This window comes from Kocuria soli, from assembly GCF_003797835.1.
Lineage (GTDB): Bacteria > Actinomycetota > Actinomycetes > Actinomycetales > Micrococcaceae > Kocuria > Kocuria soli.
Genome location: NZ_RKMF01000005.1, coordinates 177,797 through 204,583 on the forward strand (window position 1 = coordinate 177,797; position 26,787 = coordinate 204,583).

Below are 26,787 nucleotides of genomic sequence, written 5' to 3' on the forward strand. Positions count from 1 at the left end.
TAGAATCGTGGGCATGTTCGTCACCGACACGCAGAGTGTTGATCTGGCCGAGGTCACGATTCGTTCCATCCAGGTCAGCGACATGCAGAACAACGTGTACCTGCTGACCTCAAAGACCCACGGCACGCAGGTACTCATCGACGCCGCCGACGATCCCCGTGCCATCGCCGGGTTGGTCGGCGCCGGCTGCGGCGACTGCACGCTGTCGGGCAGCCTGCAGATGATCATCACCACGCACTCCCACTGGGACCACGTCCGGGCCCTGGCCGAGGTGAAGTCCCGCTCCGAGGCGGTTACGGCCTGCGGTACCGCCGACGCTGACGCCATCGATGTGTCCATGGACGTGACCTTGGACAACGGGGACGTCGCGGAGTTCGACGGGTTCGACCTGGAAGTCATCGGGCTGCGCGGACACACCCCGGGTTCCATCGCTCTGGTCTACCGGGACCCGTCGGGTCCCGTGCGGATCTTCACCGGCGACTCACTGTTCCCCGGGGGCGTGGGCCGCACGGAGACCGACGCGAACTTCCAGAGTCTCTACCAGGACGTGGTGACGCGCATTTTCGACCGGTTCGACGACGACACCGTCATCTACCCGGGTCATGGCGCGCCCACCACCCTGGGAGCTGAGCGGCCGCACCTCGAGGAGTGGCGCGAACGCGGCTGGTAATCGCCCGAGGGTAGGTTGCCACGGCCGCGGACGCCTCCGCATGGCGCCCCTGGCTGTCTGCGGCCGCGGCTAGTCTGGTGGCGATGTCACTTCTGGAAGTTCTCACCCCCGGCCTGTCCTCCCCCGGACGGCACTATCTCCGCGGGGACTTCGCCCGTAATCCCCTCACCGCGGACGAAATCTTCGAAGGCTTCGTCGGCTGGTCCGCCGGACGGGGTCTCGAGTTGTACCCGCACCAGGAAGAAGCAGTCCTGGAAGTGGCCAACGGCGCCAACGTGATCCTGGCGACCCCCACGGGTTCCGGCAAGTCCATGGTGGCGTTGGCCGCCCACTTCACCGGCTTGGCCCAGGGCCAACGCTCCTACTACACGGCGCCGATCAAGGCCCTCGTGTCGGAGAAGTTCTTCGCGCTGTGTGAGGCCTTCGGGGCCGAGAACGTCGGCATGGTCACCGGAGATTCGGCGGTGAATCCGGACGCGCCCATCGTGTGTTGCACGGCCGAGATCTTGGCGAACATCGCCCTGCGGGAGGGTCCGGGAGCGGATCTGGGGCCGGTGGTCATGGACGAGTTCCATTTCTTCGCGGACCCGCAGCGCGGCTGGGCGTGGCAGGTCCCGCTGGTCGAACTCCCCCAGGCACAGTTCCTCCTGATGTCGGCCACCCTCGGGGACACGTCCGCCATCCGCAAGCGCCTGACCGAGGCCACGGGGCGAGAAACCGCCGTCGTCGACGACGCCGAACGGCCGGTCCCCCTGAGCTACTACTACTCCGAACTGCCCGTCCACGAGCAGATCGACGAATTGGTCTCCACCCATCAGGCCCCGGTGTACGTGGTGCACTTCTCCCAGCTCCAGGCCATGGACCAGGCGCAGTCGCTCATGAGCGTCAACGTCCTGAGCAAGGAGGAGAAGGAACGGGTGTCGGAGGTCATCGCCGACTTCAAATTCGCCGCCGGCTTCGGCAAGACCCTCAATCGTCTGGTCCGGCACGGCATCGGTGTGCACCACGCCGGAATGCTCCCCAAGTACCGGCGACTGGTGGAACAGCTCGCCCAGGAGGGCCTGCTCAAAGTCATCTGCGGCACGGACACCCTGGGTGTGGGGATCAACGTGCCGATCCGCACCGTCCTGATCACCGCGTTGTCGAAGTTCGACGGGCAACGCACCCGGCGGTTGCAGTCCCGGGAGTTCCATCAGATCGCGGGACGTGCGGGGCGCGCAGGGTTCGACACGCAGGGCACCGTCGTCGTGCAGGCCCCAGAACACGACATCGAGAACAACCGCGCCATGGAGAAGGCCCGTCGTAAACACGGCAACGACGAGAAGAAGCTGCGGCAGGTTCCCAAGAAGAAGCCGCCCCAGGGCTTCGTGTCCTGGTCGCGCAAGACCTTCGACGCCCTGATCGCCTCCGAACCCGAGCCGTTGCGCTCGGGATTCTCGGTCACGCACGCCATGCTGCTCAACCTGCTGCAACGCCCGTGGGACCCGGTGGCCGCCGCCCGGCACCTGTTCGAAGGCCTGGACGGGACTGTGGCTGACCGCCGTCGGTGGGTTCGGGAGTCACTGGGGATCCTGCGGGAGCTGCGCGCCACGGGCGTCGTCGAGCGGCTCACGGAGCCGGACGACGACGGACGTCGGTACCGCCTGACCGTCGAACTGCAGGAGAACTTCGCACTGAACAACGCGCTGGCTCCCTTCGCACTTGCCGCCTTGACCCTCCTGGACCCCGAGGCCGAGAACCACGAACTCGACGCCGTGTCCGTGATCGAGTCCACGCTCGAGCGCCCGCGTCAGGTCCTGGCGATGCAGGAGAAGAAGGCCAAGACCGAGGCACTGGCCCAGATGAAGGCCGACGGCCTCGAGTACAACGAGCGCATGCGTGAATTGGACGACATCACGTATGCGATGCCGCTGCGCGAGCTGCTGGAGCAGGCCTTCGAGACCTACCGCAGCTCCGCGCCCTGGCTCGCCGAACACGAGCTCACGCCCAAGTCCGTGGTCAGGGACATGTTCGAACGCGCGATGACCTTCGGACAGTACGTCCAGTTCTACGGACTCACCCGCTCCGAGGGAATCCTCCTGCGCTATCTGACCGATGCTTACCGCGCGCTGCGTCAGACCGTGCCGATCGAGCAACGGACGGAGGCGCTGGAGGACATCATTGAATGGCTGGGCGAAACCATCCGCCAGACGGACAACTCCTTGCTGGACGAGTGGGAGAAGTTGACCCGTGGTGAAGAGTCCCCGGCCGGGACCACCCAGGACTCCCTGGCCGAGCTCATGGAGGAACAGGCCCCGGCCATCACGAACAACCCGCGGGCGTTCCGGATCATGGTCCGCAACGCCATGTTCCAACGCGTGGAGCTGTTCGCCCAGGAGAAGGACAAGACCTTGGGCGCCCTGGACGGCGACGCCGGCTGGGACCGTGACCGCTGGGCGGAGGCCATGGACGAGTACTTCAACGAGTACGACGACATCTTCACCGATGCCCAGGCACGAGGGCCGGCGCTGATCCGCATCGACGAGGCCCCCGAAGGTCTGTCCGGGTTCTGGACCGTGCAACAGGTCTTCGACGATCCCGAGGGCAACCACGACTTCGGGATCAATGCGCGGATCGATCTGAAGACCTCCGACGAGGACGGTTTCCCCGCCGTCGTCGTGGACAACGTCGGGCCCATCACCAACACCGGGCGTTCGTAACGTACATGCACTGAAAGGTGCATAATCTCAGATAATGCATCATGGAGCGCATAAGGAGGTTCCGTGCCGTACGTCCTCACCGTCGACCGACATCACTCGCAGCGCCAACCCGGTGCCCTGGACATGCCCGCCCACCGGAGTCGCTTGGAATCAAGCCACCCCACGCCGCTGCTGAGCTGGCAGATCTCCGCCGGCGACGAGCTCCAGGCCTTGTACGCCGACCCCGGGCCCGTCGTGGAGGCTGCACTGCACCTGGCCGAGTCCGGGGAATGGCACGTGGGCCTGGGGGTCGGCACCGTCGACACTCCCCTGCCCGGCAGCGTCAACGAGGCGACCGGGAGTGCCTTCGTCCACGCGCGCGAAGCGGTGGAGGCGGCCAAGACCTCCGCCTCCGACACCGCGATCCGCGGTGTTGAGGAGGACCTGCGATCGCAGCAGGCCGACGCCCTCCTGGCGCTGCTGGCCTCCACCCGACGACGACGCACGGCCACGGCTCAGCAGGCCGCGGAACTCGCCGATCGCGGTATGACGCAGCAAAGGATCGCCGACGAGCTCGGCATCAAGCAGTCATCGGTGTCCAGGCGGCTGGCCACGGCCCTGTGGCACGAGGAACGATCCGTGCGCGAGGTGCTGGTCGAACTGCTCCGTGAGGCGGACGAGGTGAATCTGGTTGACTCCTGAACCGCAGAAGAACCAATCCCCCAATCCGCAGGCCGGTCTCCGCACCAACCACCCGGCGGGCGTCGGTTCCTCGACCGCACCCGGGCCGCGTGGTTCACTCACCGGCTGGCGCGGAACCTTGACCGTCTGGCTCCCGGTGGTGCTTCTGGCGGCCGTCCTCACGTCATGGGTGATCACCGGAGCCGTACCCCTGTGGTGCCTGGCGCCGGCCCTCACCGTCGCCTTCGGACTCTCGGGCGATCCCGTGACCCGACTCGTCCTGCACCTGGCCCGGGACCTCGAGGCCCAGCGCCGGGCGCGATGGGACCTCATGACCTCCAAGGACCGGCGGCCACAGGAGACCGCCCTCGCCACGGAGGCGGAGCCCCCAGGCTTGCCGCTGCGCGGAGGCCTGGTCATCGGCGTGCTCGAACGCGTGGCGGTCGTCGTGAGTCTAGCCATGGGGTACCCGAGTGGCCTGGCCGTCGTCGTGGCCGTCAAGGGCCTGGCGCGGTACGGCGAGTTCACCAATGCCCATCAGCGGGAACAGTTCATCATCGGGACGTTGGCCTCCCTGCTGTGGGCCGCTGCCGGTGCCGGACTGATCGTCCTCTTCGGCTGAACGCCGCACCCCGCACTCATGACAACGGCCTCGGCCCGTCACGTGATCACGTGACGGGCCGAGGCCGCTGTGCGGCACCAGGCTCAGCGCATCCGGTTGGGTCCAACCCGTGGGATTCGCAGCCAGGGACGAATCACTCCTTGGTGACGGGAGCCTCCGGCTCCGGTGCCTCACCGGTGCGCTCGAAGTGTTCGTGCTTGCCACGCGCCCGGTCGAGCAGGTCGCGGAACTCGTCCTCCTCCTCGATCAGTTCGTCCCGGTACTTCTGCGGAATGTTCGGCATCCCGGACGCCAGCTTGGCACCCTTCGCGGCCAGGCGTTCGCGCTCGGAAGCCGGGGCGTCCTTGGGCAGCGTGACATATGCCTCCGCCACGTTGCGCAGGCCGGAAAGCACGCGCAGGGCGCGGCCCTTGGGGCTGTAGAGCGAGATGAGCACCGTCAGGACCAACACGCCGACGATCACGGACAGAGACTGGCCGATCGTGACTTCCGGCGGGAAGTGCACGGGGTGGCCACCGTTGATGAACGGCAGGTCGTTCTCGTGCAGGGCGTGCACGATCAACTTGTAGCCGATGAAGCCCAGGATGATGGCCAGGCCCCACGAGAGGTAGATGAGCCGGTCCAGCAGGCCGTCGATCAAGAAGTAGAGCTGACGCAACCCCATGAGCGAGAAGGCCACGGCCGTGAAGACCAGGTAGGTCTCCTGGGTCAGGCCGAAGATCGCGGGGATGGAGTCGAAGGCGAACAGCAGATCCGTTCCGCCGATAGCCACCATCACCAGCAGCATCGGGGTCATGGCCCGCTTGCCGTTCTCGATGGTGAACAGCTTGTCGCCGTCGTAGTAGTCCGTGGTGTGCATGAAGCGCTTGGCCAGTCGGACCATGAAGTTGTTGGCTTCGTCCTCCTCGTCCTCGTCCTTGAGCTCACCGCGGATCAGGTTGATCGCGGTCAGGATCAGGAAGAACCCGAAGATGTAGAACAGCCAGGCCAGGGCGTTCAGGGCAGCCGCACCGATGAAGATGAAAGCCGTGCGGGCAACCAACGCGAACGTGATGCCGAAGAGCAACACCTTCTGCTGGTCATTACGCGGCACCTTGAAGGAGGCCATGATGATCAGGAACACGAACAGGTTGTCGACCGACAGTGCCTTCTCCGTGATGTAGCCCGCGTAGTACTCACCGGCGAACGTGGGTCCGTAGTCCCACAGCACGAACAGACCGAACAGCAGGGCGATCCCCACGTAGATCGCCGACCAGATGGCGGCTTCCTTGATGTGCGGTTCGTGTGCCTTACGAACGTGGAAGATGTAGTCGAAGGCAAGCATGCCGACGATCACGACGATGGTGATCGTCCAAACCAAGGGTGAAACTTCCAATGAAGCGTCCTCTCCAAGTTGGGAATGGTTCGAGAACGCAAGTCTCTCCGTCGGCTTCCCCGTGTCTCACCGGTCCTCCTGGGATGACCGGGGTGGGTCCTGAAGTCCGACCGTTGTGTCCGGCGGACCCTCGTGGGCTCCGCGTGCTGACGTTCACAACGCGAGTGGATACTCCCTTACGCTGCCGAACATGCTACACGGCATGACTTCAGCCACCAGGATCTAGGCCCCCGAGGACTCCCGAACATGACGAAGTTCGCGCTTGAGATCCGTGAGTTCGTCGCGGATACGGGCCGCGAGTTCGAACTTGAGGTCGGTGGCCGCCTGGTTCATCTGGTCCGTGAGTTCCCGCACCAGGTCCTCCAGGTTCTCGGCCGGAGCGGTCTCGAGCCCCTCTTCACGCATCCGCCGTTCGGCCTGGTCCAGCACACCGCGTTCCTCCTGGCCACCGGTGGGTGCCGTCTTCCGACCCGCACCGGCCCGCATGGCCAGCAGCTCGTGGGTGTCCTCCGCCTCCCTGGCCAGTTGGTCAGTGATGTCGGCGATCTTCTTGCGCAAGGGCTGAGGATCGATTCCGTGCTCGGTGTTGTACTCGATCTGCACGTCACGACGACGATTGGTCTCGTCGATCGCGACCTGCATGGAGTCGGTGATCTTGTCGGCGTACATGTGGACCTGGCCGTTGACGTTACGGGCGGCACGGCCAATGGTCTGGATGAGCGACCGCGTCGAGCGCAAGAACCCCTCCTTGTCGGCGTCCAGGATGGACACCAGTGACACCTCCGGAAGGTCCAGACCCTCACGCAGCAGGTTGATGCCCACCAGGACGTCGAACACACCCTGCCGCAGTTCGCTCAGGAGCTCGACACGCCGCAAGGTGTCGACGTCGGAGTGCAGGTACTGCACCTTGACCCCGTGCTCCATGAGGTAGTCCGTAAGGTCCTCCGCCATGCGTTTGGTCAACGTGGTCACCAGGACGCGTTCGTCCTTCTCGACGCGCGTGTTGATCTCGTCCAGGAGGTCGTCGATCTGTCCCTTGGTGGGCTTGACCACCACTTCGGGATCCACCAGGCCTGTCGGTCGAATGATCTGTTCCACGTAACCGTCGGCCTTGCCGAGCTCGTAGTTGCCGGGTGTGGCCGACAGGTAGACCGTTTGACCGATTCGTTCCAGGAACTCGTCCCATTTCAAGGGGCGGTTGTCCATGGCAGACGGCAGCCGGAACCCGTGTTCCACCAGGGTGCGCTTGCGGGACATGTCGCCTTCGTACATGCCCCCGATCTGCGGGACCGTCACGTGGGACTCGTCGATCACCAGCAGGAAATCGTCCGGGAAGTAGTCCAACAAACAGTGTGGGGCGGAACCGGGACCGCGGCCGTCGATGTGGCGGGAGTAGTTCTCGATGCCATTGCAGTAGCCCATCTGCTGCATCATTTCGAGGTCGTAGGTCGTGCGCATCCGCAGCCGCTGAGCCTCCACCAGCTTGTTCTGGCCCTCCAAGGTCTCGAGGCGTTCGCGCAGTTCGTCCTCGATGCCGGTCACGGCCTTGGCCATGCGTTCGGCGCCTGCCACGTAGTGGGAGGCCGGGAAGACGTACATCTCGTTCTCTTCCCGGATGATCTCGCCCGTGAGCGGGTGGAGCGTGTAGATGGACTCGACCTCGTCCCCGAAGAACTCGATCCGGATCGCGTGCTCTTCGTACATCGGGATGATCTCGACCGTGTCTCCGCGGACACGGAAGGTCCCGCGGTGGAAGTCGACGTCGTTGCGGGCGTACTGCATGTTCACGAACTGCCGCAGGAGATCATCGCGGTCCATCTCCTCCCCCACCTTGAGAGTGACCATCTGCTGGATGTACTCCTCCGGCGTGCCCAGACCGTAGATGCAGGACACCGTGGACACCACGACCACGTCGCGGCGGGTCAACAGCGCATTCGTGGCCGAGTGACGGAGCCGTTCGACCTCCTCGTTGATCGAGGAGTCCTTCTCGATGAAGGTGTCCGTCTGCGGGACGTAGGCCTCCGGTTGGTAGTAGTCGTAGTAGGAGACGAAGTACTCGACGGCGTTGTTCGGCAGGAGCTCACGCAATTCGTTGGCCAACTGGGCCGCAAGAGTCTTGTTCTGGACCATCAGCAGCGTGGGACGCTGTACCGACTCGATCAGCCAAGCAGCGGTGGCGGACTTGCCCGTACCGGTGGCGCCGAGCAGGACGATGTCCTTTTCGCCGTCGTTGACCCGTTGGGTCAGTTCGGCGATCGCTTTGGGCTGGTCACCGGCGGGTGAGTATTCGGAGACGACCTCAAAGGGCGCGACGACGCGGTTGATCTCCTGTGCCAAGCTCATGGGGCCAGCCTACGCGTGGGCTCGGACACGGGACCCGGACACCAGGATTCAGCGGGGAGGATCGATGACGGACTGCTCTCCAGTTCGCAGTCGGTACTCCTGGACGACTTCGGGCTGTACAGGTCGCTCCAGTTCCGCAGCGTGTTCGGGCTCAGTACCGACGATGTGTTCGGGGGCAACGACCTCGTCCGTGAGATCACCCGAGTCAGCGCGTCGTTCGTACTCTTCAGGTGGCAATGTTCGCCGCCACTGACGGCTACGGATCGGGGCGATTTCTCCGGCGTCCTCCCGCATGGCCCGCAGCAGGGACCACATCATGAAGTAGCCCAGGACGAAGAAGGGCAGACCAATCAGAATTGCGACGTTCTGCAGAGCCGTCAAACCGGACTGCCCCGTGGCCGTGAGGAGGACGGCAGCCACGACACCGATCGACACCACCCAGAAGACGCGCTGGGCCACCGGTGCCTCCTCGTTGTACCCACTGGCCATGGAGTCCATGACCAGACCCGCAGAATCCATGGATGTGATGAAGAAGAGCACCACGACCAGGATCCCGATCGCAGAGATGAGCCAGGCCAGCGGGAAGTGACTCAAGAACTCGAACATCGCGCCGGGGATGTCACCCTCCCCCACAACCGTCTCCACCAGGCCGCCGTCGCCGTTGAACTCGATGTCGAAGACTGCGGTGCCGAAAATGCCGAACCACACCACGGAGAACAACGTGGGAAAGGCCAGCACTCCGATGACGAACTGACGTACGCTACGGCCCCTGGAAATCCGGGCGATGAAGATGCCCACGAACGGCGACCAGGTGATCGTCCAGGCCCAGTAGAAGACGGTCCAACCGTCCTGCCAGCCAGTGTTGGCCAAGGTGTCGGTCCAGAACATGAGGCCTGGGAGGGTCTGGATGTACGCACCGGTCCACTCGACCATACCCTTGAGCAACATGACCGTGGGGCCGCTGACCAGGATGAACACCAACAGCCCGATGGCGATCAGGATGTTCGCGTTGGACAGCACCTTGATACCCCGGTTAACTCCCAGAGCGGCAGACACAGAGGCCACGAGCGTCACGGCCGCGATGATCGAAATCTGGCTGATCGCTGATTCGGGGACACCGAACAGCCGTGACAGACCGGCGTTGATCTGCATCGTCCCGAGCCCGATCGACACGGAGACGCCGGTGAGTGTCCCGACCACGGCCAGGATGTCGATGAGTTGCCCGGGGCGGTCGTGGATCCGTCCCCCGAGCAGGGGCTGAAACATGGACGAGACCCGCGGTGGGAGGTTCCGCTTGTACATGAAGTAACCGAAGGCCAAAGCGGGAAGTGTGAAGATCGTCCAGGTGTGCAGGCCAAAATGGTAGAGAGTGATCGCCATAGCGTTGCGTGCGGCATCGTGGCTCTCCGGCTCCACGCCTTCGAACGGGGGCGCGGCGAAATGTGACACGGGCTCGGCCACGGCCCAGAACATGAGGATGGTCCCGATCCCCGCCGCGAAGAGCATCGCGAACCAGGCGAGGTTCGAGTGTTCGGGACGCTCGTCGTCGGCACCGAGTCGGAGCACTCCGAAGCGGCTCAGCGCGACGTAGACCAGGAAGATCAGGAACACGGAGACGCCCAGGATGTAGAACCAACCCAGGTTGGCCATGATCCATGCCGACCCGTGCGAGAAGAAGGCGTCAGCGGCGTCGGTGAACACCAGTGCCGTCAGAACGAAGACCACGACGATCGCGGCCTAGCTGAAGAAGATCGTCGCATTCGTGCGAAGCCTCAGGACATCGTGCAAGCGGTTGAGCATGGGGTCCTAGACCTACCGAAGTCGTGGCGCCACGCTCGTTCGGTAAGCGAAGTCGTCAGGAGGGTGAAGGGCAGGGGAAACACTTCCGGTGCTACGCCGCAGAACTGTCGCTTTCCCGCGGCGCGGTCCTGCCCAAGCGCCTCTTCAAGCCTAAGTGTGCTGAGTCACAGATCAATTCTCGGCCCGCCACGCCGTTCTCACCTGGAGTTTCAGCCTTGTGATTCGGTGCTCTGATCGGGCAGGAGGGCGCAGACTCGGCGTTGCCACCACTCATCCACGGCTGATCGCAACTCAGCCTCCGTTCCGTCGTTGACCAGGACGTGGTCGGCCGCTGCCCGACGTTGTTCGTCCGTGGCCTGGGCGTCGATTCGCGCGGCGGCATCCTGCTCGGACATGCCGCGGGTCTCCACCATCCGCCGGATGCGTTCGGACCGCGGGGCCTCCACCACCAGGACTTTGTCGAAGTTCCCCGCCTGCCCTGTTTCGACCAGGAGGGGGATGTCGTGCACGAACACGACGTCCTCGCCGCGTTCGGCCACGGCACGCTGGACCGTTTGCACGGACCGCTGACGTACCAACGGGTGGATCAGCGCATTGAGCCGCTCACGGGCGCCGTCGTCGGAGAACACGAGTTCCCCCAAGGCCTGACGGTCCAGTTCACCCGTCTGGGCCAACATCTTGGGCCCGAACTCCCGTGCAATCGCCACCAGACCCGGCTGACCCGGGCGCTGGAGGTCACGCACGATGGCGTCGGAATCGATCAGGACCGCACCCAGCTCGACCAACCGCGAAGCGACAGCCGATTTCCCCGCCGCGATTCCGCCCGTGAGACCAATGTGCACCATGGCACAAGCGTACCCAGGATGCATTCCTGCGGGTGCTTTCCGGGGACCTCGGCACCCTAGACTCTGGCGCATGGCCCACCAGTACACAGTGCTCGCAGACCATCGGGAACTCCGGCACGAGATCGAGATCAAGAAGTCCCGGTTCCTCACGGTGCTGCAAAGAGTCGATTCGGAACAGGATGCTACGGACCTGGTGGCCGATCTTCGCCGGGAGTTCCACGACGCCCGACACCACTGCTCCGCCTGGGTCCTGGGACCCGAGCGTCGCATCCAGCGCTCGAGCGACGACGGCGAACCATCCGGCACCGCCGGGGTCCCCATGCTCGACGCCATCACGCAGCGGCAGACGGGGCCTGACGGGGAGCCGCACACGGCGGACCTGTCCGATCTGTGCGCGGTGGTGGTCCGGTGGTTCGGCGGAACGCTGCTCGGGGCCGGAGGGCTGGTGCGTGCCTATTCGGATTCCGTGTCCCAGGCGCTGGACCGGGCGGCGCTGGTGCAACGCGCCCGAATGGCCGTCTTCGAGTTGCCGGCACCGTTGAGCCTTGCCCCGAGGTGGGAGAACCACCTGCGAGCCGCTGCCTTCACCGTGCAGGAATCACGCTGGGCTGCCGACAGCGCCGTGCTGAGCGTCGCGGTGCAGGACTCGGAGGCGGCTCTGGATCATCTGGGACTTCATGTCGCAAGGCTGACCGCGGGACGCGCTGCGCCCACCCGCGTGGGCACGCGGTGGGTGGACCTTCCGTCTGCTTGAGCCGAGTGAGCAGTTCGATCGCCCCTGGGCGCCTCAGTAGCGATCGAACCGCGCACTCGACGCCGCCCGGAGCCGGACAGGGGAAAGCCCCCGCACCCTGTGGGTGCGGGGGCTTTCGAGCCAGCCTGATCTGGTGATCAGTTGCCGGTGAGCTTCTCGCGCAAAGCAGCCAGTGCCTCGTCGGAGGCCAGGGTGCCCTCGTCCTCGGCCGGAGCCTCGGAGGAGTACGAGGTCGGAGCGGCGGACGGTGCAACACCGGCACCGGCCACAGCGGCCTCCGCGTCCTCGTTGAGGTGACGGCGCACCTGCTCCTTGTGGGCCTCCCAGCGGGTCTGGGCATCCGCGTACTGCTGCTCCCAAGCGGCGCGCTGGTCCTCGAAACCTTCGATCCACTCGTTGGTCTCGGGGTCGAAGCCCTCGGGGTACTTGTAGTTGCCCTCGTCGTCGTACTCGGCAGCCATGCCGTACTGAGCGGGATCGAACTCGGTGGACTCGGGGTCCACGCCTTCGTTCGCCTGCTTGAGCGACAGGGAGATACGACGGCGGTCCAGGTCGATGTCGATGACCTTCACGAAGAGGTCCTCGTTGACGTCGACGACCTGGTCGGCCAGATCCACGTGGCGCTGAGCCAGCTCGGAGATGTGCACCAAGCCCTCGATGCCGTCCTCGACGCGCACGAACGCACCGAAGGGAACCAGCTTGGTGACCTTGCCGGGAACGACCTGGCCCAGAGCGTGGGTGCGGGCGAACAGCTGCCACGGGTCTTCCTGGGTCGCCTTGAGCGACAGGGAGACACGCTCGCGGTCCATGTCGACGTCCAGGACCTCGACCTTGACCTCCTGGCCGACCTCGACGACCTCGCCCGGGTGGTCGATGTGCTTCCAGGACAGCTCGGAGACGTGCACCAAGCCGTCGACGCCGCCCAGGTCCACGAACGCACCGAAGTTGACGATCGAGGAGACGTGGCCGGAACGAACCTGGCCCTTCTCGAGCTTGTTGAGGAAGTCGGAGCGCACCTCGGACTGGGTCTGCTCGAGCCAGGCACGGCGGGAAAGGACCACGTTGTTGCGGTTCTTGTCCAGCTCGATGATCTTGGCCTCGAGCTTCTGGCCGATGTAGGGGGCCAGGTCGCGCACGCGGCGCATCTCGACCAGCGAGGCGGGGAGGAAGCCGCGCAGCCCGATGTCGATGATCAGACCACCCTTGACAACCTCGATGACGGTGCCGGTGACGACGCCGTCTTCTTCCTTGACCTTCTCGATGTCGCCCCAGGCGCGCTCGTACTGGGCGCGCTTCTTGGACAGGATGAGACGGCCTTCCTTGTCCTCCTTGGTGAGGACCAGGGCTTCGACCTCGTCGCCCACAGCAACGACTTCATCGGGATCGATGTCGTGCTTGATGGACAGCTCGCGGGACGGGATGACACCTTCGGTCTTGTAGCCGATGTCGAGGAGGACCTCGTCACGGTCAACCTTGACAACAGTGCCTTCCACCAGATCGCCGTCGTTGAAGTACTTGATGGTCGCATCGACGGCGGCGAGGAAATCCTCTTCCGTTCCGATGTCGTTGACGGCAACCTGCGGGGTGGTGGTGGTCATGTAGTAGGGACTCCGATGGAATTGTTAGTGGTCAGTGAAGCGTCCGCGCGGCGGAAACCGTCAGAGGCTTCAAAGTTTGTGGACTACGTGCGCAGAGCACACGCCCGTATATTTTAGGCACCCGTGAGGTCTGGAATCAACAGCGAAACACTGTGACGGCCCCCGTGCGTGCGAGTGGTCTGGACGGCCTGCTGCTCCCCCGCCGTGACGGGTCGCTCTCAGTGTGCCGCGGCGTTCCAGTCCGGGCCCACGCCCACGTTCACCTCGAGCGGCACCGAGAGTTCGATGGCCGCACCCATTTCGGCACGCAGGATCTCGCTGACCGTGTCGACCTCACCGGGGGCGGCCTCCACGACGAGTTCGTCGTGGACCTGCATCAGAACCCTGGACCGCAGATCCCGGGCCTCCAGTTCGCGGTCCACCCGGATCATCGCCTTCTTGATGATGTCTGCCGCGGACCCCTGGATGGGTGCATTCAACGCCATGCGTTCGGCGGCCTGGCGGAGCTGACGGTTGTCGCTGGCCAGGTCCGGCAGGTACCGACGACGCCCGTCGATGGTTTCCGTGTAGCCCTTCTCCCTTGCCTCGTCCACGACCCCCCGCAGGAAGTCACGGACGCCGCCGAAGCGCTTGAAGTAGTCGGCCATCATGGTCCGGGCCTCGTCGACGGAGATGTTGAGCTGTTGGGACAGGCCGTAAGAACTCAGGCCGTAGACCAGCCCGTAGCTCATGGCCTTGACCTTGGAGCGCATTTCCGGGGTCACACCCTCCGGTTCCACACCGAAGACCTTGGAACCCACGTAACGGTGCAGGTCCTCTCCCGCCCGGAACGCCTCGATCAGGCCTTCGTCCTCGGAGAGATGTGCCATGACGCGCATCTCGATCTGCGAGTAGTCCGCCGTCACGAGGGCCTCGTAAGGGCCTTCGGCGTCGGAACCCGTCACGAAGGCACCTCGAATGCGCCGCCCCTCCTCCGTACGCACGGGGATGTTCTGCAGGTTCGGATCGGTCGAGGACAACCGCCCCGTGGCAGCCACGGTCTGCTGATAGTCCGTGTGGATCCGGTCGTCGTCCTTGATCGCGGTCTTGAGTCCCTGCACGATCTGCTTGAGCTTGGTCGTGTCACGCCAGCGGCGCAGTGCCAGCAGGAACTGCGCTCCCGGGGAATCCAGGTCAACCTTGGTGAGCAGCTCCTCGAGTGCGGCGGCCGAGGTGGTGTAGCCGGTCTTGATCTTCTTGGTGGGTGGCAGGCCGAGGGTGTCGAACAGCACGGTCTGCAGCTGCTTGGTGGACCCGAGCTTGATCTCGGGTTCGCCTTCCTCCCGGGGAACCAAGCTCTGGGCGGTGTCCCAGGCCTGCTGGATGGGGCCTTCGAGATCCCGGATGAGAGCGTCCACCCGATCCCGGTCGACGGCCACCCCCGTGAGTTCCATCCGCCCCAGGATCTTGGCCAACGGGAGGTCCATCTCCGCCAACAGGGCGCTCTGCCCGTCGGCCTGGAGCTTGTCCCGGAGAAACGCGGAGAGTTGGAGGCTGGCCACGGCCAACTCGGCTTCCCTGCGCACGTGTTCCGGATCAGTACCGGTGACCTCTGCGTCAGCCACGTCCAAGGACAGTTGGCCGTCAGCGTCCTGTGCGGTCCGTTCCTCGATGTCGGGGACTTCGAGGTCGAGGTGTTGGGCCAGGAGGGGTTCGAGGTCGTAGTGCCGTCGAGCCGGCTCGACCAGATAGGCCGACAAAGCGACGTCGTCCACGGCGCCTTCGAACTCCATCCCGCGCAGGGCCAGGGACTTCCACAGGTCTTTCAGTCCCACCACGACCTTCGGAGCGGACTTGTCCGCCAGCCACTGGCCCAAGGTCGAGTCCAACTCGGCATCAGCTTCCACCAGGTTCACGTGGACCGCCCGGGCGGGCTTCTCGTCCACTCCTGCGCGGGCGAGGATCAGCTCGGTGACTTCGCGGCCACCGGGCTGAGCGGCGTCGTCGTCGTGGCGCAAGGCGCGGACGGCGGTCTCCCGCTCGGCGTCGACGCCGAGCCATTCGTTCAGTTCTGCGGCGGTGACGACCGTGGGGACCTCCTCGATCCCCGACGCGGCCGCCGAAGGTCCCGCGTCCGGACCGGCGAACACGTCCAGGACCCGCCCCCGAAGCCCCGATCCGAACTCGAGGTCGTCGAACAACTGGTTGACCGCGGCCTCGTCCGGGTCAGGTAGTGCCGCGTCCACCAGGTCGAAGCCGAGATCGAGGTCGGTTTCCAGCCGGTTGAGCTTGCGGTTGCGGCGGACCAGGTCCAGGTTCTCCCGCAGCGCCTCACCCTTCTTGCCGGTGATCTTGTCGGCATGATCAAGCACGGACTCAACGTCTCCGTAGGCCTCGATCCACTTCGCGGCGAATCCCGGTCCGACCCCGGGGACGCCGGGCAGGTTGTCGGCCTGTTCACCGGTGAGGGCAGCCAGGTCCGGGTAGTTCTGGGGCGGGACCTTGTACTTCTCCATGACCGCCGCGGCGTCCATCATCTTCAGGTCCGAGGGCGTACGGCCCGGGTACACGACCGTCACGTGGTCGTCGACCATCTGGAACGCGTCCCGATCCCCCGAGAACACCAGTACCTGGAAGTCATCGGCGGCGCCCCGTTTGGCCAAAGTGGCCAGGACGTCGTCCGCCTCGTACCCGTCCTTGGTCACGACCGGTACGCCCAGTGCCTCGAGGATCGACTGGATACGCGGCACTTGCCCGTGGAAAGCCTCCGGCGTCTCGTCACGGCCGCCCTTGTAGTCCTCGTACTCCTGGGACCGCAGGGTCGGACCTTCGAGGTCGAAGGAGACCACGACGTGTGTGGGCTCGTGGTCCCGCATCATCTTGGCCATGGTGTTGAGGAAGCCGTAGACCGCTTCCGTGTGTACGCCCTCAGAGGTGACGAACGCCGGACCGTTGCCGTACTCGGCGGCCCTGGACAAGGCGAAGAACGCACGAAATGCCAGCGAATGACCGTCGATCAGCAGAAGTCGGCGGTCGGGCCGGGACACCGGTTCCGGGAGTTCGATCTCCCGCGGGTGCTCGGTCTTGGTGCCGATGACGACGGTGGTGGGCTTGGGGGTGCTCTGATCGCTCACGTGCCCATCCTAGGTGCGCGATCCGACTGCACCGTCGTCGAGAGTCCTCCCCAGCCGGGATCAGGCCACCTGGTTGAGAATGGCCTCGGCCACTTCCCGCATGGAGAGCCGACGGTCCATCGAGGTTTTCTGGATCCACCGGAACGCCTCGGGCTCGGTCAGGCCCATCTTCGTGATCAACAGCGATTTGGCCCGTTCGACCATCTTGCGGGTCTCGAACTGGTCCTTCATCTCGGAGACCTCGTCCTCGAGGGAGATGATTTCCTCGAAGCGTGACAGCGCGATCTCGATGGCCGGGACCAGGTCAGCAGCGGTGTAGGGCTTGACGACGTACGCCATGGCACCGGCTTCCCGTGCTCGCTCGATGAGCTCCTTCTGGCTGAATGCAGTCAGCAGAACGACCGGCGCAATGCGCTCCGAAGCGATGGCCTCGGCTGCGGTGATCCCGTCCAGCACAGGCATCTTGACGTCCATGAGGACCAGGTCCGGCTCGAGTTCCTTGGCCAGGTCGATGGCACGCTGGCCGTTCTCGGCCTCGCCCACGACTTCGTAACCCTCGCCCTCGAGCATCTCCACGACGTCCATCCGGATCAAGGATTCGTCCTCGGCCACCAGAACCCGGCGGCGTGAGCCGAAGGACTCCGGTGCCCCTTCGCCCTTCATCGACTCTGCCTCGGAGACGTCCACCGTGGACTCTCCGGCCTCGGCAGACGTGGCTGCTCTGTCGACGGAGTTGAGCGCACCCGCGCCGTTCTGGGCGTCCTGCGGGTCCGGTTGACCTGGGGTTTGGGTCACTGCACTTACTCCTCGCCTGCTGCTGGGGTCTGCGGCCGAGTACTGGCTGCTCTCCGTCCAGCCTACAACCGGATGTGGGGTACACTGCTGCGAGTGCTTTGCCCAAGTGGCGGAATTGGCAGACGCGCCGCACTCAAAATGCGGTTCTTAGGAGTGTGGGTTCGAGTCCCACCTTGGGCACTCTCCGATTGGCCCCTACTTCCCCGGAATGACGCGGGAGTAGGGGCCTTCTTCATTCCCCGGACGCGCATTCTGCCCACGTTCTGCCCACATTCGTCTGCGAGAAAGCGTGATCCAGAGAGGTCGCCACGGCCTCGAGATCGTCGTCGAACAGGTCCGCGTACACATCCAACGTCATCGCTGCCGAGGCGTGTCCGAGCATCCGCTGGACGGCCTTCACGTTCGCCCCAGAGGCCACGGCCAGCGACGCCGCAGTGTGGCGGAGGTCGTGGACGGTCATCTTCGGGAGGCCGGCGCGCTCCAAGGCAGCGGTGAACCATGACCTGGTGCCGCCGTCGCCGGTGAACAAGTTGGGGCGGGGCTGGAATCCGCCGGTGCGGCCGGGGAACAGCAGGTCGTCCTCGGCCTTGCCCTCGAGCTGCTCAGCGACCAGAGAGGCCAGGAACGCCGGGTACGGCACGCTGCGCTGCTTGTGGGACTTCGGCGTGCCGACCTCGAAGCGGGCGCCGGTGATCTGCACGGCGTTGCGCTCGACCCTGATCCGCCGACGGGCGGTGTCCACGTCCTTAACGCGCAGCCCGATCGCCTCGCCCCACCGCAGGCCGGTGTACCCAAGCACGAGCACGAGTGCCGGCCGGTCGGAGGCAGCGGCCAACGCGTGCAGCTGGACATGGGACAGGTAGACGTGAGCCTTCGCCACCTTCCGGGGCAGCGACACACCCTCAGCCGGGTTCGCGAGGATGCGACGGTCCCGGACTGCGCTGGCCAGGATCGACGACAGCACTCCGTGGGCACGCTTCACCGTCGTGGGCGACTTCTCCCGCGCAAGCTCCGCGACCCATGCTTCGACGGCGGAGAACCGGACATCCGAGACCGGCACCGGCCCCCACCGCGGCTCCACATGAACCCGCCAGGCGGACTCCACTGTCCGCAGCGTCGACGGCTTCAGGCTCGAACGGCTGGCAATCCACCACTCCCCCAGCTCCCCGACCGTGACACGCGTGTCCGCGGGGTCGATCCACTCCCCGCGGTCCTTGGAGACTTCGATGGTGCGGGCGAAGCGCTCGGCGTCGCGCTTTGTGGTGAAGCCGCGCTTGTCCGTCTGCCGCCGATCGGGAGTCCGGTAGCGGACCCGGTACCGCCGGCCGGTCTTCGTCTCGTAGGACTCAACCGTTGCCACGGCGCCGCTCGATCTCCATGCGCAGCTGCTCTGTCAGGGCGCGCGTCACATGCCCACGCGCCTGGGCCGTAGCCCCGGGGTCAACCTCGGCATCCCGCTCAGCTGACAGCTGCCTGCCCCAAAGCCGTCGCGCCGTCACCTGGACCACCCATACGGGGACGCCCAGCTTCGTGGCCGCCTTTCGATCGGCGGCGTCCGGTGCACCCACTGCATCCAGGGCATCCATGTCGAGATCCTGCAATCCCCATTCAGCCAAGTCGTGCATGGCGACATCGGCGGCCACGCTGGCCCGTTCTGCGAGGCCACGGAACCGCTGGCGCGCTTGAGGAGTGAGACTCAGCACCACTGGCTCCCCTGTCAGTGCGGCGTGCATGTCTGTGGGCGTGAGCCCCATGACCTCGGACACCGGCACCAGGTCTTCTGACCGCATGAGGTCGGGGACGGTGACCACTTCTCCACTGCGAGAGATGGCCGCCGCCAGCGTTAGGAGCTCGGCGATCGACACGTTCTTGCGACCCGCCTCGAGTTCGTAGACGCGTTGGGCAGCCCAGGCGAAGCCTGCGGTCCTCATGTTCTCTGCCAGCGTCTCGGCATTGATCCCCTGATCGGCGCGGATGCGGGCGACGTTCTGGCCGATGACGGCACGGATGGCCTGCGGCACAGGGTCACTAGGTGGCATGACACCAGGGTACAGGAGTTCGTTCGCTTGACATCACTGGCCGTCCCGCCTAGCGTCTTTCAGGACAACTCCATCTCGTTGTCTTGAAACTGAAGGAGACCAGCAGTGAGCGACTACAAGACCCCCGAGCAGCTCGAGCAGTGGCTCGGCATCAAGAAGGCGACCCTGGCCAACTGGCGCTACCGCGGCGTCGGCCCCGAGTTCGTGAAGGTGGGCGGCCGCCGGGTCCTCTACTCCACGGAAAGCGTGGAGGCATGGCTCAAGGCCAACACCCGGACCATCACCGGCGACGCCGCCTGACCAACCATCCACCGGGCGAAAGCTCAAGATCCGAGGGGGTCGAAATGCACACCAACATGCCCACCAGCAGGTACGCAGAGACGAAGCTGCGCGTTCGAGCACACGCTCAATGTCGGGGACTCCGGTTGTCGCGCAACAAGGTCGAGCTGGCCGCGAAGCGCCTCATGGCGTTCGAGGACGGCGTCTACACGGACACCGGGCCGAGTCCGCTGCCGTACATCGACAGCACGGGCGAGAAGGCCACGGGACGAGCCGAGTTGTGGCTCGACCAGTTGCTCAAGGAGTTCGCCCGATGATTCGCCGTCGCGGAGGCATCCCGCCTGAGCCATTCGATACCCATGACACCGGCCGGGATCACTTCACCGGCCAAGAAAAGAAGAACGACGATCGCGACCATTCCGCCAAGAACAGGATCGCGACCGCCGCTGCACCCAACACCGTCCAGGAGGACAGCATGAGCGTCACTGCCAATCCTACCCGCTTCCGCCGCACCGAGCCCGAGTGGGCGCCCGAGTACGACCCTGCGACAGGCGAGCACTTCGCTATGGGGCCGGCGATCTGGGAACCCGGCATCGACCTGTACACCGCCACCGATGCTCACCACGGGCCGCAGGCGTACGACGCTGACGGCCACTTGATCCCGGCCGGAGACCTGCTGAGGTATGCCGTGCGGCGGCTTCAGATCCATGACGTGCTGCTCCGCGCACAGCGACAGCACGATCTCGCGTCCCGGCAGGCGGCCCCGAAGTGAGCGACCTACGCGACTCTGCGCTCACCGTGCTCGCGTTCAGCGCTCTGTTCTGGCTGAACACCATCGGCGCGCACGTCCTCGTCACCTTCTAACACAACGTCCACAGCAAGCAGCCCCGCCAGGGACCAACCGGCGGGGCTGCTTCATATCCCCTCGCCCTCCACGGCGAAGAGAGGAACATCTGAATGACTACGACCAGCGTAGCGGTGCCGGGGCGCTCTGTCTCGCAGATGACGGCCGATCTGCTCGAGTCAGGCGATCCCGTCGCTGAGAACATCTACTGGACCGGCCACCGCGCCGGCGCCTCCGCTGAGCGCGCCCGCATCCAGCTGGCGGCAGCCGACTTCGGTGCCGACCTAGGCCCCTCACCCGCCCTACGGCCGCGCCTGCGGGCCGTCCCGGACCAGGGCTCCCCGGAGGCCGGCCAGGCCGTCAAGGACGCCGCAATCGCCGCCTGGCGCGCGCTGTACGCCACGGGGCAGATCCGGCAGGAGGTGGCCGCGTGACCAAGTTCGCAGAGACCCGCCCTGATCCCCTGGACGGAGCTTTCAACAGCGACTGGCTCATGGGGCAGAGCTTCCCGCCTGTCGAGTACGTCGTCCCTGGCCTGATCCCAGAGGGCCTCACTCTGCTGACTGCGGCCCCGAAGATCGGCAAGTCCTGGATGGTCCTCAGCCTCGGCTACGCCGCCGCGACCGGGGGCCTGGCCTTCGGCAAGATCCCCGTTCAGCAGCGGCCCGTGCTGTACCTCGCCCTCGAGGACGGCCAGCGTCGCTTGCAGGGCCGGCTGCGCACGATCGGCGTCCAGGACGGGCACCGACTGCTCACGATGATGACGAGCACCCCGCCGGGTGTCTCAGCGGTGGAGACCATCGCTGCGTTCCTCGAGCGCCACGCCGGCCAGCGGCCCATGGTCGTGCTCGACACCCTGGGCAAGGTCCGCGGCGTCTACACCGGCAACGACGCCTACCAGAAGGACTACGGCCAGATGTCGGCGCTCAAGGACCTCGTGGACGCCTGGCCGGGCACCTCCCTGATCGTCGTGCACCACACGAAGAAGGCGGGAACCGCGGACTTCCTGGACAGCGTTTCGGGCACTCAGGGCCTGGCCGGTGCAGCTGACTCGATCTTGGTGCTGCGCCGTGACAGGCACACGCAGTCCGCCATCCTGAACGTCACCTCTCGCGATGCTGTCGAGGGTGAGTACGCCGTCACCCTCACGGACGGGTCCTGGACGCTGGACGGCGCCGCTCAGGCCGTTCAGCAGCGTGAGGCCGTTGCTGGTCTGGGGGATCAGATGACGGAGCTCGTGAACCTCGTGGGCCGCTACCCCGAGGGCATCCGCCGGCAGGAGCTGCTCACCCTCATGCACATGGAGCCGGGGACGCTCGACACCTATCTCCGCCGAGCTGCTGAGGCTGGGCGTATCGAGAAGGCCGGCCGTGGCCGCTACACCCCTGTCAGAAGTGTCAGAAGTGTCAGTTCTGAGGAACCAGGGGCGCCCAATCTGACAGTTCTGACACAACTGACACCCACTCAGGAGGGAGCTACAGCATGAACCCTGCAACCATCCACCTGACCTGTGAGCAGTGCTCGCGCCCGGTCACCGGCACCACGGGCGCCGTCCGCGTCTACGACGACGACCTCGCCTCCGCTGAAGCAGCCCACACGGCCCACGCTGCGGCCCGTGAGGCGGCGGTGGCGATCCTGTCCCCGCTGCGCCTCGACGGGGCGGCAGACGAGTTCCTGCGCCCGCCCGCCCCCGCACGCTGGCAGGTGGAGCACGACCGCTGCGCCCCCACCGCGTCACCGGCCTACGTCATCCCCGCCTCGCACCTGGGGTCCACGCGGGACGTTCTCGCCGCGTCGATCGCCCTCATGGCGGAGCCGTGGATCGGGCGCACGGACTGGACGGAGTTCGTCCGCCGCCACTGCCTCGGCCCGGTGCCGTCGCCCACGGAGGACGAGAAGTGAGCGGCGGCCACGATCGACTGCTCCGAAAGCTCGAGGAGATCCAGCGGCAGGCCCCGCAGGCGATCCCGTGTCGCAGCAGCAACAGCACCGCCTGGATCACCGGCACCCCACAGGACACCTGGTACGCCCAGGCGCGCTGCCAGTCCTGCCCAGCCCGAATCGCCTGCGCCACGTACGCCGTCGACGCACGGGAGCCTGCCGGCGTCTGGGGCGGGCTGACTCCGAAGGAACGCGCGTCGCTGACCACTCAGCGCAGACGAGCCGAGCTCACAAAAAAGGAGGCCGCCGCGTGAGAATCCGCGCCCATCCCTGGACCTGGCGCAATCGCAGCGGCGCCACCCGCGGCGCCCTGATCGCAGCGCAGATCACCTCACAGGAGCGCCGAACCGTATTCGTCCCAGCCGTTCAACTCTTCGCCCTCGCGGACGCGCTGGTCGACATCGCCGAGTCCATCGAGAAGGAGGACACATGAGCATTCCAAACCGCCTCACCGTGAAGCCATACACCTGGACGCACGACGACGGCCGCGAAGAGCGCGGGTACATGATCCGGCGAGGGGCCGGATTCATGTTCCTCGATGACATCGCCGCATATCGCACGTGCTGCGAACTGGCCGACCTCATCGACGCCGCGAACAACGCGAACGAACAGGAGACCGACAAGTGACCGACCGCACCCGCGACGAGCTGATCGCCTCCGCCTTCGGCACCAGCACCCCCGCACCCCCACCGCCCGACCCGGCCGCGCCGCCCAACAGGCAGCCGGATCCCGCGCAAGCGTGGGCACCCGAACCCGACCTGGCCCGCGCACGGGCAGAGGCCTTTTTCAACACGCCAAAGACTTGGTGAAAGGAACCACCACCATGAGCACGTCAGCACTTACCGCAGCGCACACCGCCGCCGCCCTGGGCCTCGCGCCCCTGCCGGCGGACATCCGCCACGCCGCCGACGAGAAGCAGCAGATCACCACCCGCCGCGACGAGGTTCACCAGGCGGGCCAGACGGCACAAGTGGACTACGAACGAGCCCTCGCCGACGGCGACACCGCCAAGGCCGCGACCGCCTGGGCGAAGGTCCAGTCGCTCCGACTCGATCAGATTGGCCCGGTGTTCAGCCGCCTGACCGCAGCCGCCGACGCCCACGCCCAGGCCGCAGCCGAAGCCCACCTGGTGATGATCGCCCCCGCGGCACGGGAGGCCTTCAACAAGCACGCCGAGGCGTTCACCGCGGCGTATGACGAGCTCGGCGGCTCCCGGCTCTCCCCCGCCCAGCTGATCCGCAACGAGCGATCCGCCCAGCTCTGGCGCGACCTCACCGCCGCCGCCGAAGCCCTCGACGCCCACGCCGTGGTCATCGATGCCGCCGCGGAAGCCGGAGCCGGCCTCGACACCACGGACAGGCGAGACGAGGCCGTGGACACGATGACCCGCTACGCGTCCGGCCTGGCCCACGGATGGGCGCTCAGCGCTGTCGACCAGGGCAGCGCGAACGAGTGGATGCGCACCGGCGACCTCGCCCCGATCGCCCGCTGGCTCCGCATCCTCCACGCCCAAGGCCGCCACGGCCGCCCGGTGATCCAGGCCCTGGACCCGGACGAGCAGCGCCACGAGATCGCCCAGCTGCGCTCGATCGCACAGGCATGGGGCAACGGCGCAGGCGGCAACCTCGCAAGCATCGCCCAATACGCCCCGCACTTCTGGGCGCAGCAAAAGAACTGACCACCACCACGGCCCCCTGTCGCACACCGCGGCAGGGGGCCTTCACCCATGCCAGAAGCCCTGTGCGCCCGCCTGCGGCCCTCACAGCCCACGGGGCCAACCGGGGCCACCACGGGCACACCAGGCCCGGAGAACGGCACACAGCGCCGCCGAGAGGACACCATGCCGGGATGGACCACATCCAACAGACGGGACCGGCTCCCGAAGAACTGGCACCGACTCCGCGAACAAGTCCGCGCACGCGCAGGTGGCCAATGCGAATGGATCACCGACGGCCAAAGATGCACTTCGATCGGCAACCAGTGCGATCACATCGTGCGCGGCGACGACCACAGCCTCAGCAACCTCCAGTGGCTTTGCCGCGCCCACCACGCCGCCAAGTCCTCGAGCGAGGGAGGCAGCGCACCACGACGACCAAGCGCCATCGCACGAGCACGAGCAGCCCGCACCGAGGCGCACCCAGGACTGCTGCGACCCAAGGACTGACGGACCGCAGGCCCCGGTCCCCACTCCTCCCACCCCGCTTTGCCCCATCGCACGGCGTATAGCGCCTGCCATTGCGCGTGAGCTGAATCGTTCCGAAGGGTTTCTGACTAGGGGAAATGCTGGGTCGTTGTGGTGTTGGTGGGGTGCGTTGGGGCCTCGTAGGGGGTATTCTTGTAACAGATAATCGCCGTGATTGAGCGGCAGAACGGATGGAGGATCTACGTGGACGGACGGAAGGCGCCGAGGGCACCGGAAGGGCTGGCGACCTCGGGCAAGAAGCTCTGGAAGTCGATCGTGGACGAGCACGAGCTCGAGGAACACGAGCTGCTGACGCTGCGGGAGGCGTGCCGGGTCGCGGACCGGCTGGACACGCTGTTCTCGGAGGCGGAGGCGAACCCGGTCACGGTGCTCAATGCCCGCGGGGACCAGACGGTGCATCCCGCGCTGGTGGAGGCCAGACAGCAAGGCGCGCTGTACGTGAAGCTGATCGCGTCGCTGCGGATCCCGGACGCTGAGGACAACCAGCCGCAGCGTCGTGGTGGTGCACGTGGGGCGTACGGGCTGAGGGTGGCGGCGTCGTGAGGCGGCGGCGTGCTGTGGAGGCTCAGGAGGTGCCGGCGGCTCTGCGGGCACGGGCGGAGTCGTTCGTGGCGGCGTCGCGGGAGACGGGCGCTGAGGGCGTTTCAGGGCTGATCGCGGAGGCGCAGGCACTGGCTGATGTGGTGGCTGGGACGGTGGTGTCGTGGGATCGGCTGTTCGTCGATGACTGAGCAGTCCTGCGGGCATTGCGGGGCGTCGATGAAGCTGTACAGGGCTGGTGCCCGGTACTGCTCTGGTGCGTGTCGTGTGGCCGCGCACAGGGCACGCAAGAAGGCCGCCCAGCCGGTGTTCCCCGCGGTGATGACGGACTCTGCCCGGTGGGTGCGTCATGACGCCCAGAAGGCCCCTGTGCGGGCCGACAACGGCCGCTACGCCTCGTCCACGAACCCGGCGACGTGGACGACGTATGAGGCCGCTGTGGGCTCACGGCACGGTGTGGGGCTGGGGTGGGTGCTCGGTGAGGGCGTCGGCTGCCTGGATCTGGACTACTGCATCGGTCTGTCCGGGGCGCTGGCGCCGTGGGCACGGGAGCTCGTCGATGCTCACCGGACGGAGGCGCTGCTGATCGAGGTCTCGCAGTCCGGCCGGGGGCTGCACATCTTCCTGCCGATGGAGCCAGGCCGTGGGACGAAGGAGCGGGCCGGTGGGCGCAGGGTGGAGACGTACCCGCCGGACTCGGGCCGCTACATCGCCGTCACGGGGCAGAAGTACAGCCACGTGTAGGTTCACCACCATGTACACGACAGGTCTCGAGCGAGACAACCCTGAAGCCATAGAGATGATGCAGCGTCAGCTGGGCATCATCGACGCCATCTACGAACTCGCGATGGATCTCCGCGAGCTCACGTCTGATGGAAGTGAAATGACCGCGCTTGAATCTGCATTCACAGAATCGCCCATTTCGCTCTCGAACATTCTTGCAGGCGGGGTGCACTGTGCGTCCGAATCGCTGTTAATGCTTAAGGCAAGCCTTCAGGAAGGCACATCGACTCTCATTGGGCTTCGCGTTCTGATGCGGACCGCACTGCTGGGGGGCGCACGGGTTGGATACGTCTTCTGTCCACGCACCGAGGATGAACGGCTACGCAATGCGCGTCATGTCATGGGAGTAGAGCTTGCGAGCTTCAATCGGGCAGCCAGGGCCTTGGGGGAGATTGAGCATATCGTCTCCCTCAAGCCCTCTGAGGAAAATCTTACGCGCATCCAGGAGGCGTCCAAGAAGTTCAAGCCGCAAGATGCAGTGCGGGGCGAGAACGCGATAATTCAAGGATTTGCACAATATGTGCAACCACGCGTCACAGAGAAGGATTCAACTGTCGAACCGGAAGTATTTTCGGAGACACTCAAGTGGATCTGGCAGTCAGGGAGTGGCGTCGCACATGCCCACGCATGGCCGGCAACGGTGCCGGACGGAGAACTCCTGGCGGACCTGAGCATCGTAGTAGCTGCGGTGCATGTGGCCGTCGAGGCGGCTACCGATGGATGGACCGACCAGTTGCCCAAATGAGCGCTTTTTGGCTAGCCGAGGTTCTGCAAACGCACTCGCCTGTGAACATGCGCGTGCGCGCGGTTTCAGTCTACTCCCATCTGTGGACGGTGACCTTGCCGACTGTGCGGCCGTTCTCGACCAACTCGTGCGCCTCGCG

General features: G+C 65.8%; 29 protein-coding genes and 1 tRNA gene. 21 read left to right on the forward strand and 9 right to left on the reverse strand.

From position 1 onward, the window contains the following. The first annotated feature begins 13 nt into the window (after window positions 1–13). From EDL96_RS05625 to EDL96_RS05640, 4 genes are all read left to right on the forward strand, one after another. Window positions 14–670, forward strand: a complete 657-nt coding sequence (locus EDL96_RS05625) for an MBL fold metallo-hydrolase (RefSeq protein WP_123824813.1) — start codon at window positions 14–16, stop codon at window positions 668–670. An 83-nt stretch (window positions 671–753) separates the two neighbouring features. Further along, window positions 754–3,369 carry a DEAD/DEAH box helicase gene (locus EDL96_RS05630; protein WP_123824814.1) on the forward strand — a complete coding sequence of 872 codons (2,616 nt, stop codon included), beginning with the start codon at window positions 754–756 and terminating at the stop codon, window positions 3,367–3,369. 63 nt (window positions 3,370–3,432) lie between these two features. Next, window positions 3,433–4,050, forward strand: a complete 618-nt coding sequence (locus tag EDL96_RS05635) for a transcriptional regulator (protein WP_233568710.1) — start codon at window positions 3,433–3,435, stop codon at window positions 4,048–4,050. Further along, entirely contained in the window at window positions 4,040–4,651 is a 612-nt protein-coding gene (locus EDL96_RS05640; protein ID WP_123824815.1) for a hypothetical protein, read from the forward strand. Before EDL96_RS05635 ends, EDL96_RS05640 begins: the two co-directional genes overlap by 11 nt. A 133-nt stretch (window positions 4,652–4,784) precedes the next feature. Here EDL96_RS05640 and EDL96_RS05645 read toward each other — a convergent pair whose 3' ends face one another. From EDL96_RS05645 to coaE, 4 genes are all read right to left on the reverse strand, one after another. Further along, complete coding sequence (locus EDL96_RS05645) at window positions 4,785–6,026, reverse strand: TerC family protein (protein WP_123824816.1); 1,242 nt, start codon at window positions 6,024–6,026, stop codon at window positions 4,785–4,787. 222 nt (window positions 6,027–6,248) lie between these two features. Then, window positions 6,249–8,369, reverse strand: coding sequence for an excinuclease ABC subunit UvrB (gene uvrB, locus EDL96_RS05650; protein WP_123824817.1), 2,121 nt, complete (start codon window positions 8,367–8,369; stop codon window positions 6,249–6,251). A gap of 48 nt (window positions 8,370–8,417) precedes the next feature. Beyond that, window positions 8,418–10,094, reverse strand: a complete 1,677-nt coding sequence (locus tag EDL96_RS05655) for a BCCT family transporter (RefSeq protein ID WP_325049535.1) — start codon at window positions 10,092–10,094, stop codon at window positions 8,418–8,420. Between the two features lie 284 nt (window positions 10,095–10,378). Beyond that, complete coding sequence (gene coaE, locus EDL96_RS05660) at window positions 10,379–11,014, reverse strand: dephospho-CoA kinase (RefSeq protein WP_123824818.1); 636 nt, start codon at window positions 11,012–11,014, stop codon at window positions 10,379–10,381. A gap of 70 nt (window positions 11,015–11,084) precedes the next feature. On the opposite strand from coaE, the gene EDL96_RS05665 reads away from it, so the two are divergent. Beyond that, window positions 11,085–11,768, forward strand: coding sequence for an IMPACT family protein (locus EDL96_RS05665; RefSeq protein ID WP_123824819.1), 684 nt, complete (start codon window positions 11,085–11,087; stop codon window positions 11,766–11,768). Between the two features lie 137 nt (window positions 11,769–11,905). Here the strand turns inward: EDL96_RS05665 and rpsA are convergent, their stop codons facing one another. The 3 genes from rpsA to EDL96_RS05680 form a co-directional block, all read right to left on the reverse strand. Further along, window positions 11,906–13,366, reverse strand: coding sequence for a 30S ribosomal protein S1 (rpsA, locus tag EDL96_RS05670; RefSeq protein ID WP_123824820.1), 1,461 nt, complete (start codon window positions 13,364–13,366; stop codon window positions 11,906–11,908). A gap of 218 nt (window positions 13,367–13,584) precedes the next feature. Further along, window positions 13,585–16,479, reverse strand: coding sequence for a DNA polymerase I (polA, locus tag EDL96_RS05675; protein ID WP_199732540.1), 2,895 nt, complete (start codon window positions 16,477–16,479; stop codon window positions 13,585–13,587). Window positions 16,480–16,539: 60 nt separating this feature from the next. Then, the gene (locus EDL96_RS05680; protein WP_123824858.1) at window positions 16,540–17,142 is read right to left on the reverse strand and encodes an ANTAR domain-containing response regulator; all 603 of its coding nucleotides are present in this window, start codon (window positions 17,140–17,142) and stop codon (window positions 16,540–16,542) included. 232 nt (window positions 17,143–17,374) lie between these two features. Here EDL96_RS05680 and EDL96_RS05685 point away from each other — a divergent pair. After that, window positions 17,375–17,454, forward strand: a tRNA-Leu gene (locus EDL96_RS05685). A gap of 52 nt (window positions 17,455–17,506) precedes the next feature. On the opposite strand, the gene EDL96_RS05690 is transcribed toward EDL96_RS05685, so the two are convergent. Together EDL96_RS05690 and EDL96_RS05695 are read right to left on the reverse strand one after the other, a co-directional pair. Beyond that, entirely contained in the window at window positions 17,507–18,634 is a 1,128-nt protein-coding gene (locus EDL96_RS05690; protein ID WP_123824821.1) for a site-specific integrase, read from the reverse strand. Continuing rightward, window positions 18,621–19,313, reverse strand: coding sequence for a hypothetical protein (locus EDL96_RS05695; protein ID WP_123824822.1), 693 nt, complete (start codon window positions 19,311–19,313; stop codon window positions 18,621–18,623). Before EDL96_RS05695 ends, EDL96_RS05690 begins: the two co-directional genes overlap by 14 nt. A 105-nt stretch (window positions 19,314–19,418) precedes the next feature. On the opposite strand from EDL96_RS05695, the gene EDL96_RS05700 reads away from it, so the two are divergent. From EDL96_RS05700 to EDL96_RS05755, 15 genes are all read left to right on the forward strand, one after another. Beyond that, window positions 19,419–19,613 carry a helix-turn-helix transcriptional regulator gene (locus tag EDL96_RS05700; protein ID WP_123824823.1) on the forward strand — a complete coding sequence of 65 codons (195 nt, stop codon included), beginning with the start codon at window positions 19,419–19,421 and terminating at the stop codon, window positions 19,611–19,613. A gap of 125 nt (window positions 19,614–19,738) precedes the next feature. Next, window positions 19,739–19,909 (forward strand): hypothetical protein, encoded by a 171-nt coding sequence (locus EDL96_RS13345; RefSeq protein ID WP_158609512.1) that lies wholly within the window; start codon window positions 19,739–19,741, stop codon window positions 19,907–19,909. Next, window positions 19,906–20,364, forward strand: a complete 459-nt coding sequence (locus EDL96_RS05705) for a hypothetical protein (protein WP_123824824.1) — start codon at window positions 19,906–19,908, stop codon at window positions 20,362–20,364. The genes EDL96_RS13345 and EDL96_RS05705 overlap by 4 nt, the downstream gene beginning before the upstream one ends. 185 nt (window positions 20,365–20,549) lie before the next feature. Then, on the forward strand, window positions 20,550–20,870 hold the full coding sequence (locus EDL96_RS05710) for a hypothetical protein (protein ID WP_123824825.1): 321 nt from the start codon (window positions 20,550–20,552) through the stop codon (window positions 20,868–20,870). Continuing rightward, entirely contained in the window at window positions 20,867–21,922 is a 1,056-nt protein-coding gene (locus EDL96_RS05715) for an AAA family ATPase (RefSeq protein ID WP_199732541.1), read from the forward strand. Before EDL96_RS05710 ends, EDL96_RS05715 begins: the two co-directional genes overlap by 4 nt. Beyond that, window positions 21,919–22,338, forward strand: a complete 420-nt coding sequence (locus EDL96_RS13435; protein ID WP_199732542.1) for a hypothetical protein — start codon at window positions 21,919–21,921, stop codon at window positions 22,336–22,338. The genes EDL96_RS05715 and EDL96_RS13435 overlap by 4 nt, the downstream gene beginning before the upstream one ends. Continuing rightward, a complete protein-coding gene (locus tag EDL96_RS13350) occupies window positions 22,335–22,631 on the forward strand; it encodes a WhiB family transcriptional regulator (RefSeq protein ID WP_158609514.1) in 297 nt (98 codons plus the stop codon). The genes EDL96_RS13435 and EDL96_RS13350 overlap by 4 nt, the downstream gene beginning before the upstream one ends. After that, window positions 22,628–22,810: a hypothetical protein gene (locus EDL96_RS05725; protein WP_123824827.1), complete on the forward strand. Its 183-nt coding sequence runs from the start codon at window positions 22,628–22,630 to the stop codon at window positions 22,808–22,810. The genes EDL96_RS13350 and EDL96_RS05725 overlap by 4 nt, the downstream gene beginning before the upstream one ends. Further along, window positions 22,807–23,004 (forward strand): hypothetical protein, encoded by a 198-nt coding sequence (locus tag EDL96_RS05730; protein WP_123824828.1) that lies wholly within the window; start codon window positions 22,807–22,809, stop codon window positions 23,002–23,004. The genes EDL96_RS05725 and EDL96_RS05730 overlap by 4 nt, the downstream gene beginning before the upstream one ends. Next, window positions 23,001–23,186, forward strand: coding sequence for a hypothetical protein (locus EDL96_RS05735; protein ID WP_123824829.1), 186 nt, complete (start codon window positions 23,001–23,003; stop codon window positions 23,184–23,186). Before EDL96_RS05730 ends, EDL96_RS05735 begins: the two co-directional genes overlap by 4 nt. Before the next feature lie 14 nt (window positions 23,187–23,200). After that, complete coding sequence (locus tag EDL96_RS05740; protein ID WP_123824830.1) at window positions 23,201–24,055, forward strand: hypothetical protein; 855 nt, start codon at window positions 23,201–23,203, stop codon at window positions 24,053–24,055. A gap of 675 nt (window positions 24,056–24,730) precedes the next feature. Beyond that, the gene (locus EDL96_RS05745; protein ID WP_233568711.1) at window positions 24,731–25,123 is read left to right on the forward strand and encodes a terminase; all 393 of its coding nucleotides are present in this window, start codon (window positions 24,731–24,733) and stop codon (window positions 25,121–25,123) included. Between the two features lie 29 nt (window positions 25,124–25,152). Beyond that, complete coding sequence (locus EDL96_RS13355; RefSeq protein WP_158609516.1) at window positions 25,153–25,311, forward strand: hypothetical protein; 159 nt, start codon at window positions 25,153–25,155, stop codon at window positions 25,309–25,311. 76 nt (window positions 25,312–25,387) lie between these two features. Further along, on the forward strand, window positions 25,388–25,864 hold the full coding sequence (locus EDL96_RS05750) for a hypothetical protein (RefSeq protein WP_199732543.1): 477 nt from the start codon (window positions 25,388–25,390) through the stop codon (window positions 25,862–25,864). Between the two features lie 10 nt (window positions 25,865–25,874). Further along, a complete protein-coding gene (locus EDL96_RS05755; RefSeq protein ID WP_123824832.1) occupies window positions 25,875–26,648 on the forward strand; it encodes a hypothetical protein in 774 nt (257 codons plus the stop codon). Window positions 26,649–26,787: the final 139 nt, after the last annotated feature.

Bases quoted from the DNA above. Each gene is read 5' to 3' on its own strand.
- EDL96_RS05730 (WP_123824828.1), top strand. From the start codon at position 22,807: ATGAGCATTCCAAACCGCCTCACCGTGAAGCCATACACCTGGACGCAC.
- EDL96_RS05625 (WP_123824813.1), top strand. From the start codon at position 14: ATGTTCGTCACCGACACGCAGAGTGTTGATCTGGCCGAGGTCACGATT.
- EDL96_RS05740 (WP_123824830.1), top strand. From the start codon at position 23,201: ATGAGCACGTCAGCACTTACCGCAGCGCACACCGCCGCCGCCCTGGGC.
- rpsA (WP_123824820.1), bottom strand. From the start codon at position 13,366: ATGACCACCACCACCCCGCAGGTTGCCGTCAACGACATCGGAACGGAA.
- EDL96_RS05680 (WP_123824858.1), bottom strand. From the start codon at position 17,142: ATGAAGGGCGAAGGGGCACCGGAGTCCTTCGGCTCACGCCGCCGGGTT.
- EDL96_RS05705 (WP_123824824.1), top strand. From the start codon at position 19,906: ATGATTCGCCGTCGCGGAGGCATCCCGCCTGAGCCATTCGATACCCAT.
- EDL96_RS05695 (WP_123824822.1), bottom strand. From the start codon at position 19,313: ATGCCACCTAGTGACCCTGTGCCGCAGGCCATCCGTGCCGTCATCGGC.
- uvrB (WP_123824817.1), bottom strand. From the start codon at position 8,369: ATGAGCTTGGCACAGGAGATCAACCGCGTCGTCGCGCCCTTTGAGGTC.
- EDL96_RS05755 (WP_123824832.1), top strand. From the start codon at position 25,875: ATGTACACGACAGGTCTCGAGCGAGACAACCCTGAAGCCATAGAGATG.
- EDL96_RS13435 (WP_199732542.1), top strand. From the start codon at position 21,919: ATGAACCCTGCAACCATCCACCTGACCTGTGAGCAGTGCTCGCGCCCG.
- coaE (WP_123824818.1), bottom strand. From the start codon at position 11,014: ATGGTGCACATTGGTCTCACGGGCGGAATCGCGGCGGGGAAATCGGCT.
- EDL96_RS05665 (WP_123824819.1), top strand. From the start codon at position 11,085: ATGGCCCACCAGTACACAGTGCTCGCAGACCATCGGGAACTCCGGCAC.
- EDL96_RS05710 (WP_123824825.1), top strand. From the start codon at position 20,550: ATGACTACGACCAGCGTAGCGGTGCCGGGGCGCTCTGTCTCGCAGATG.
- EDL96_RS05630 (WP_123824814.1), top strand. From the start codon at position 754: ATGTCACTTCTGGAAGTTCTCACCCCCGGCCTGTCCTCCCCCGGACGG.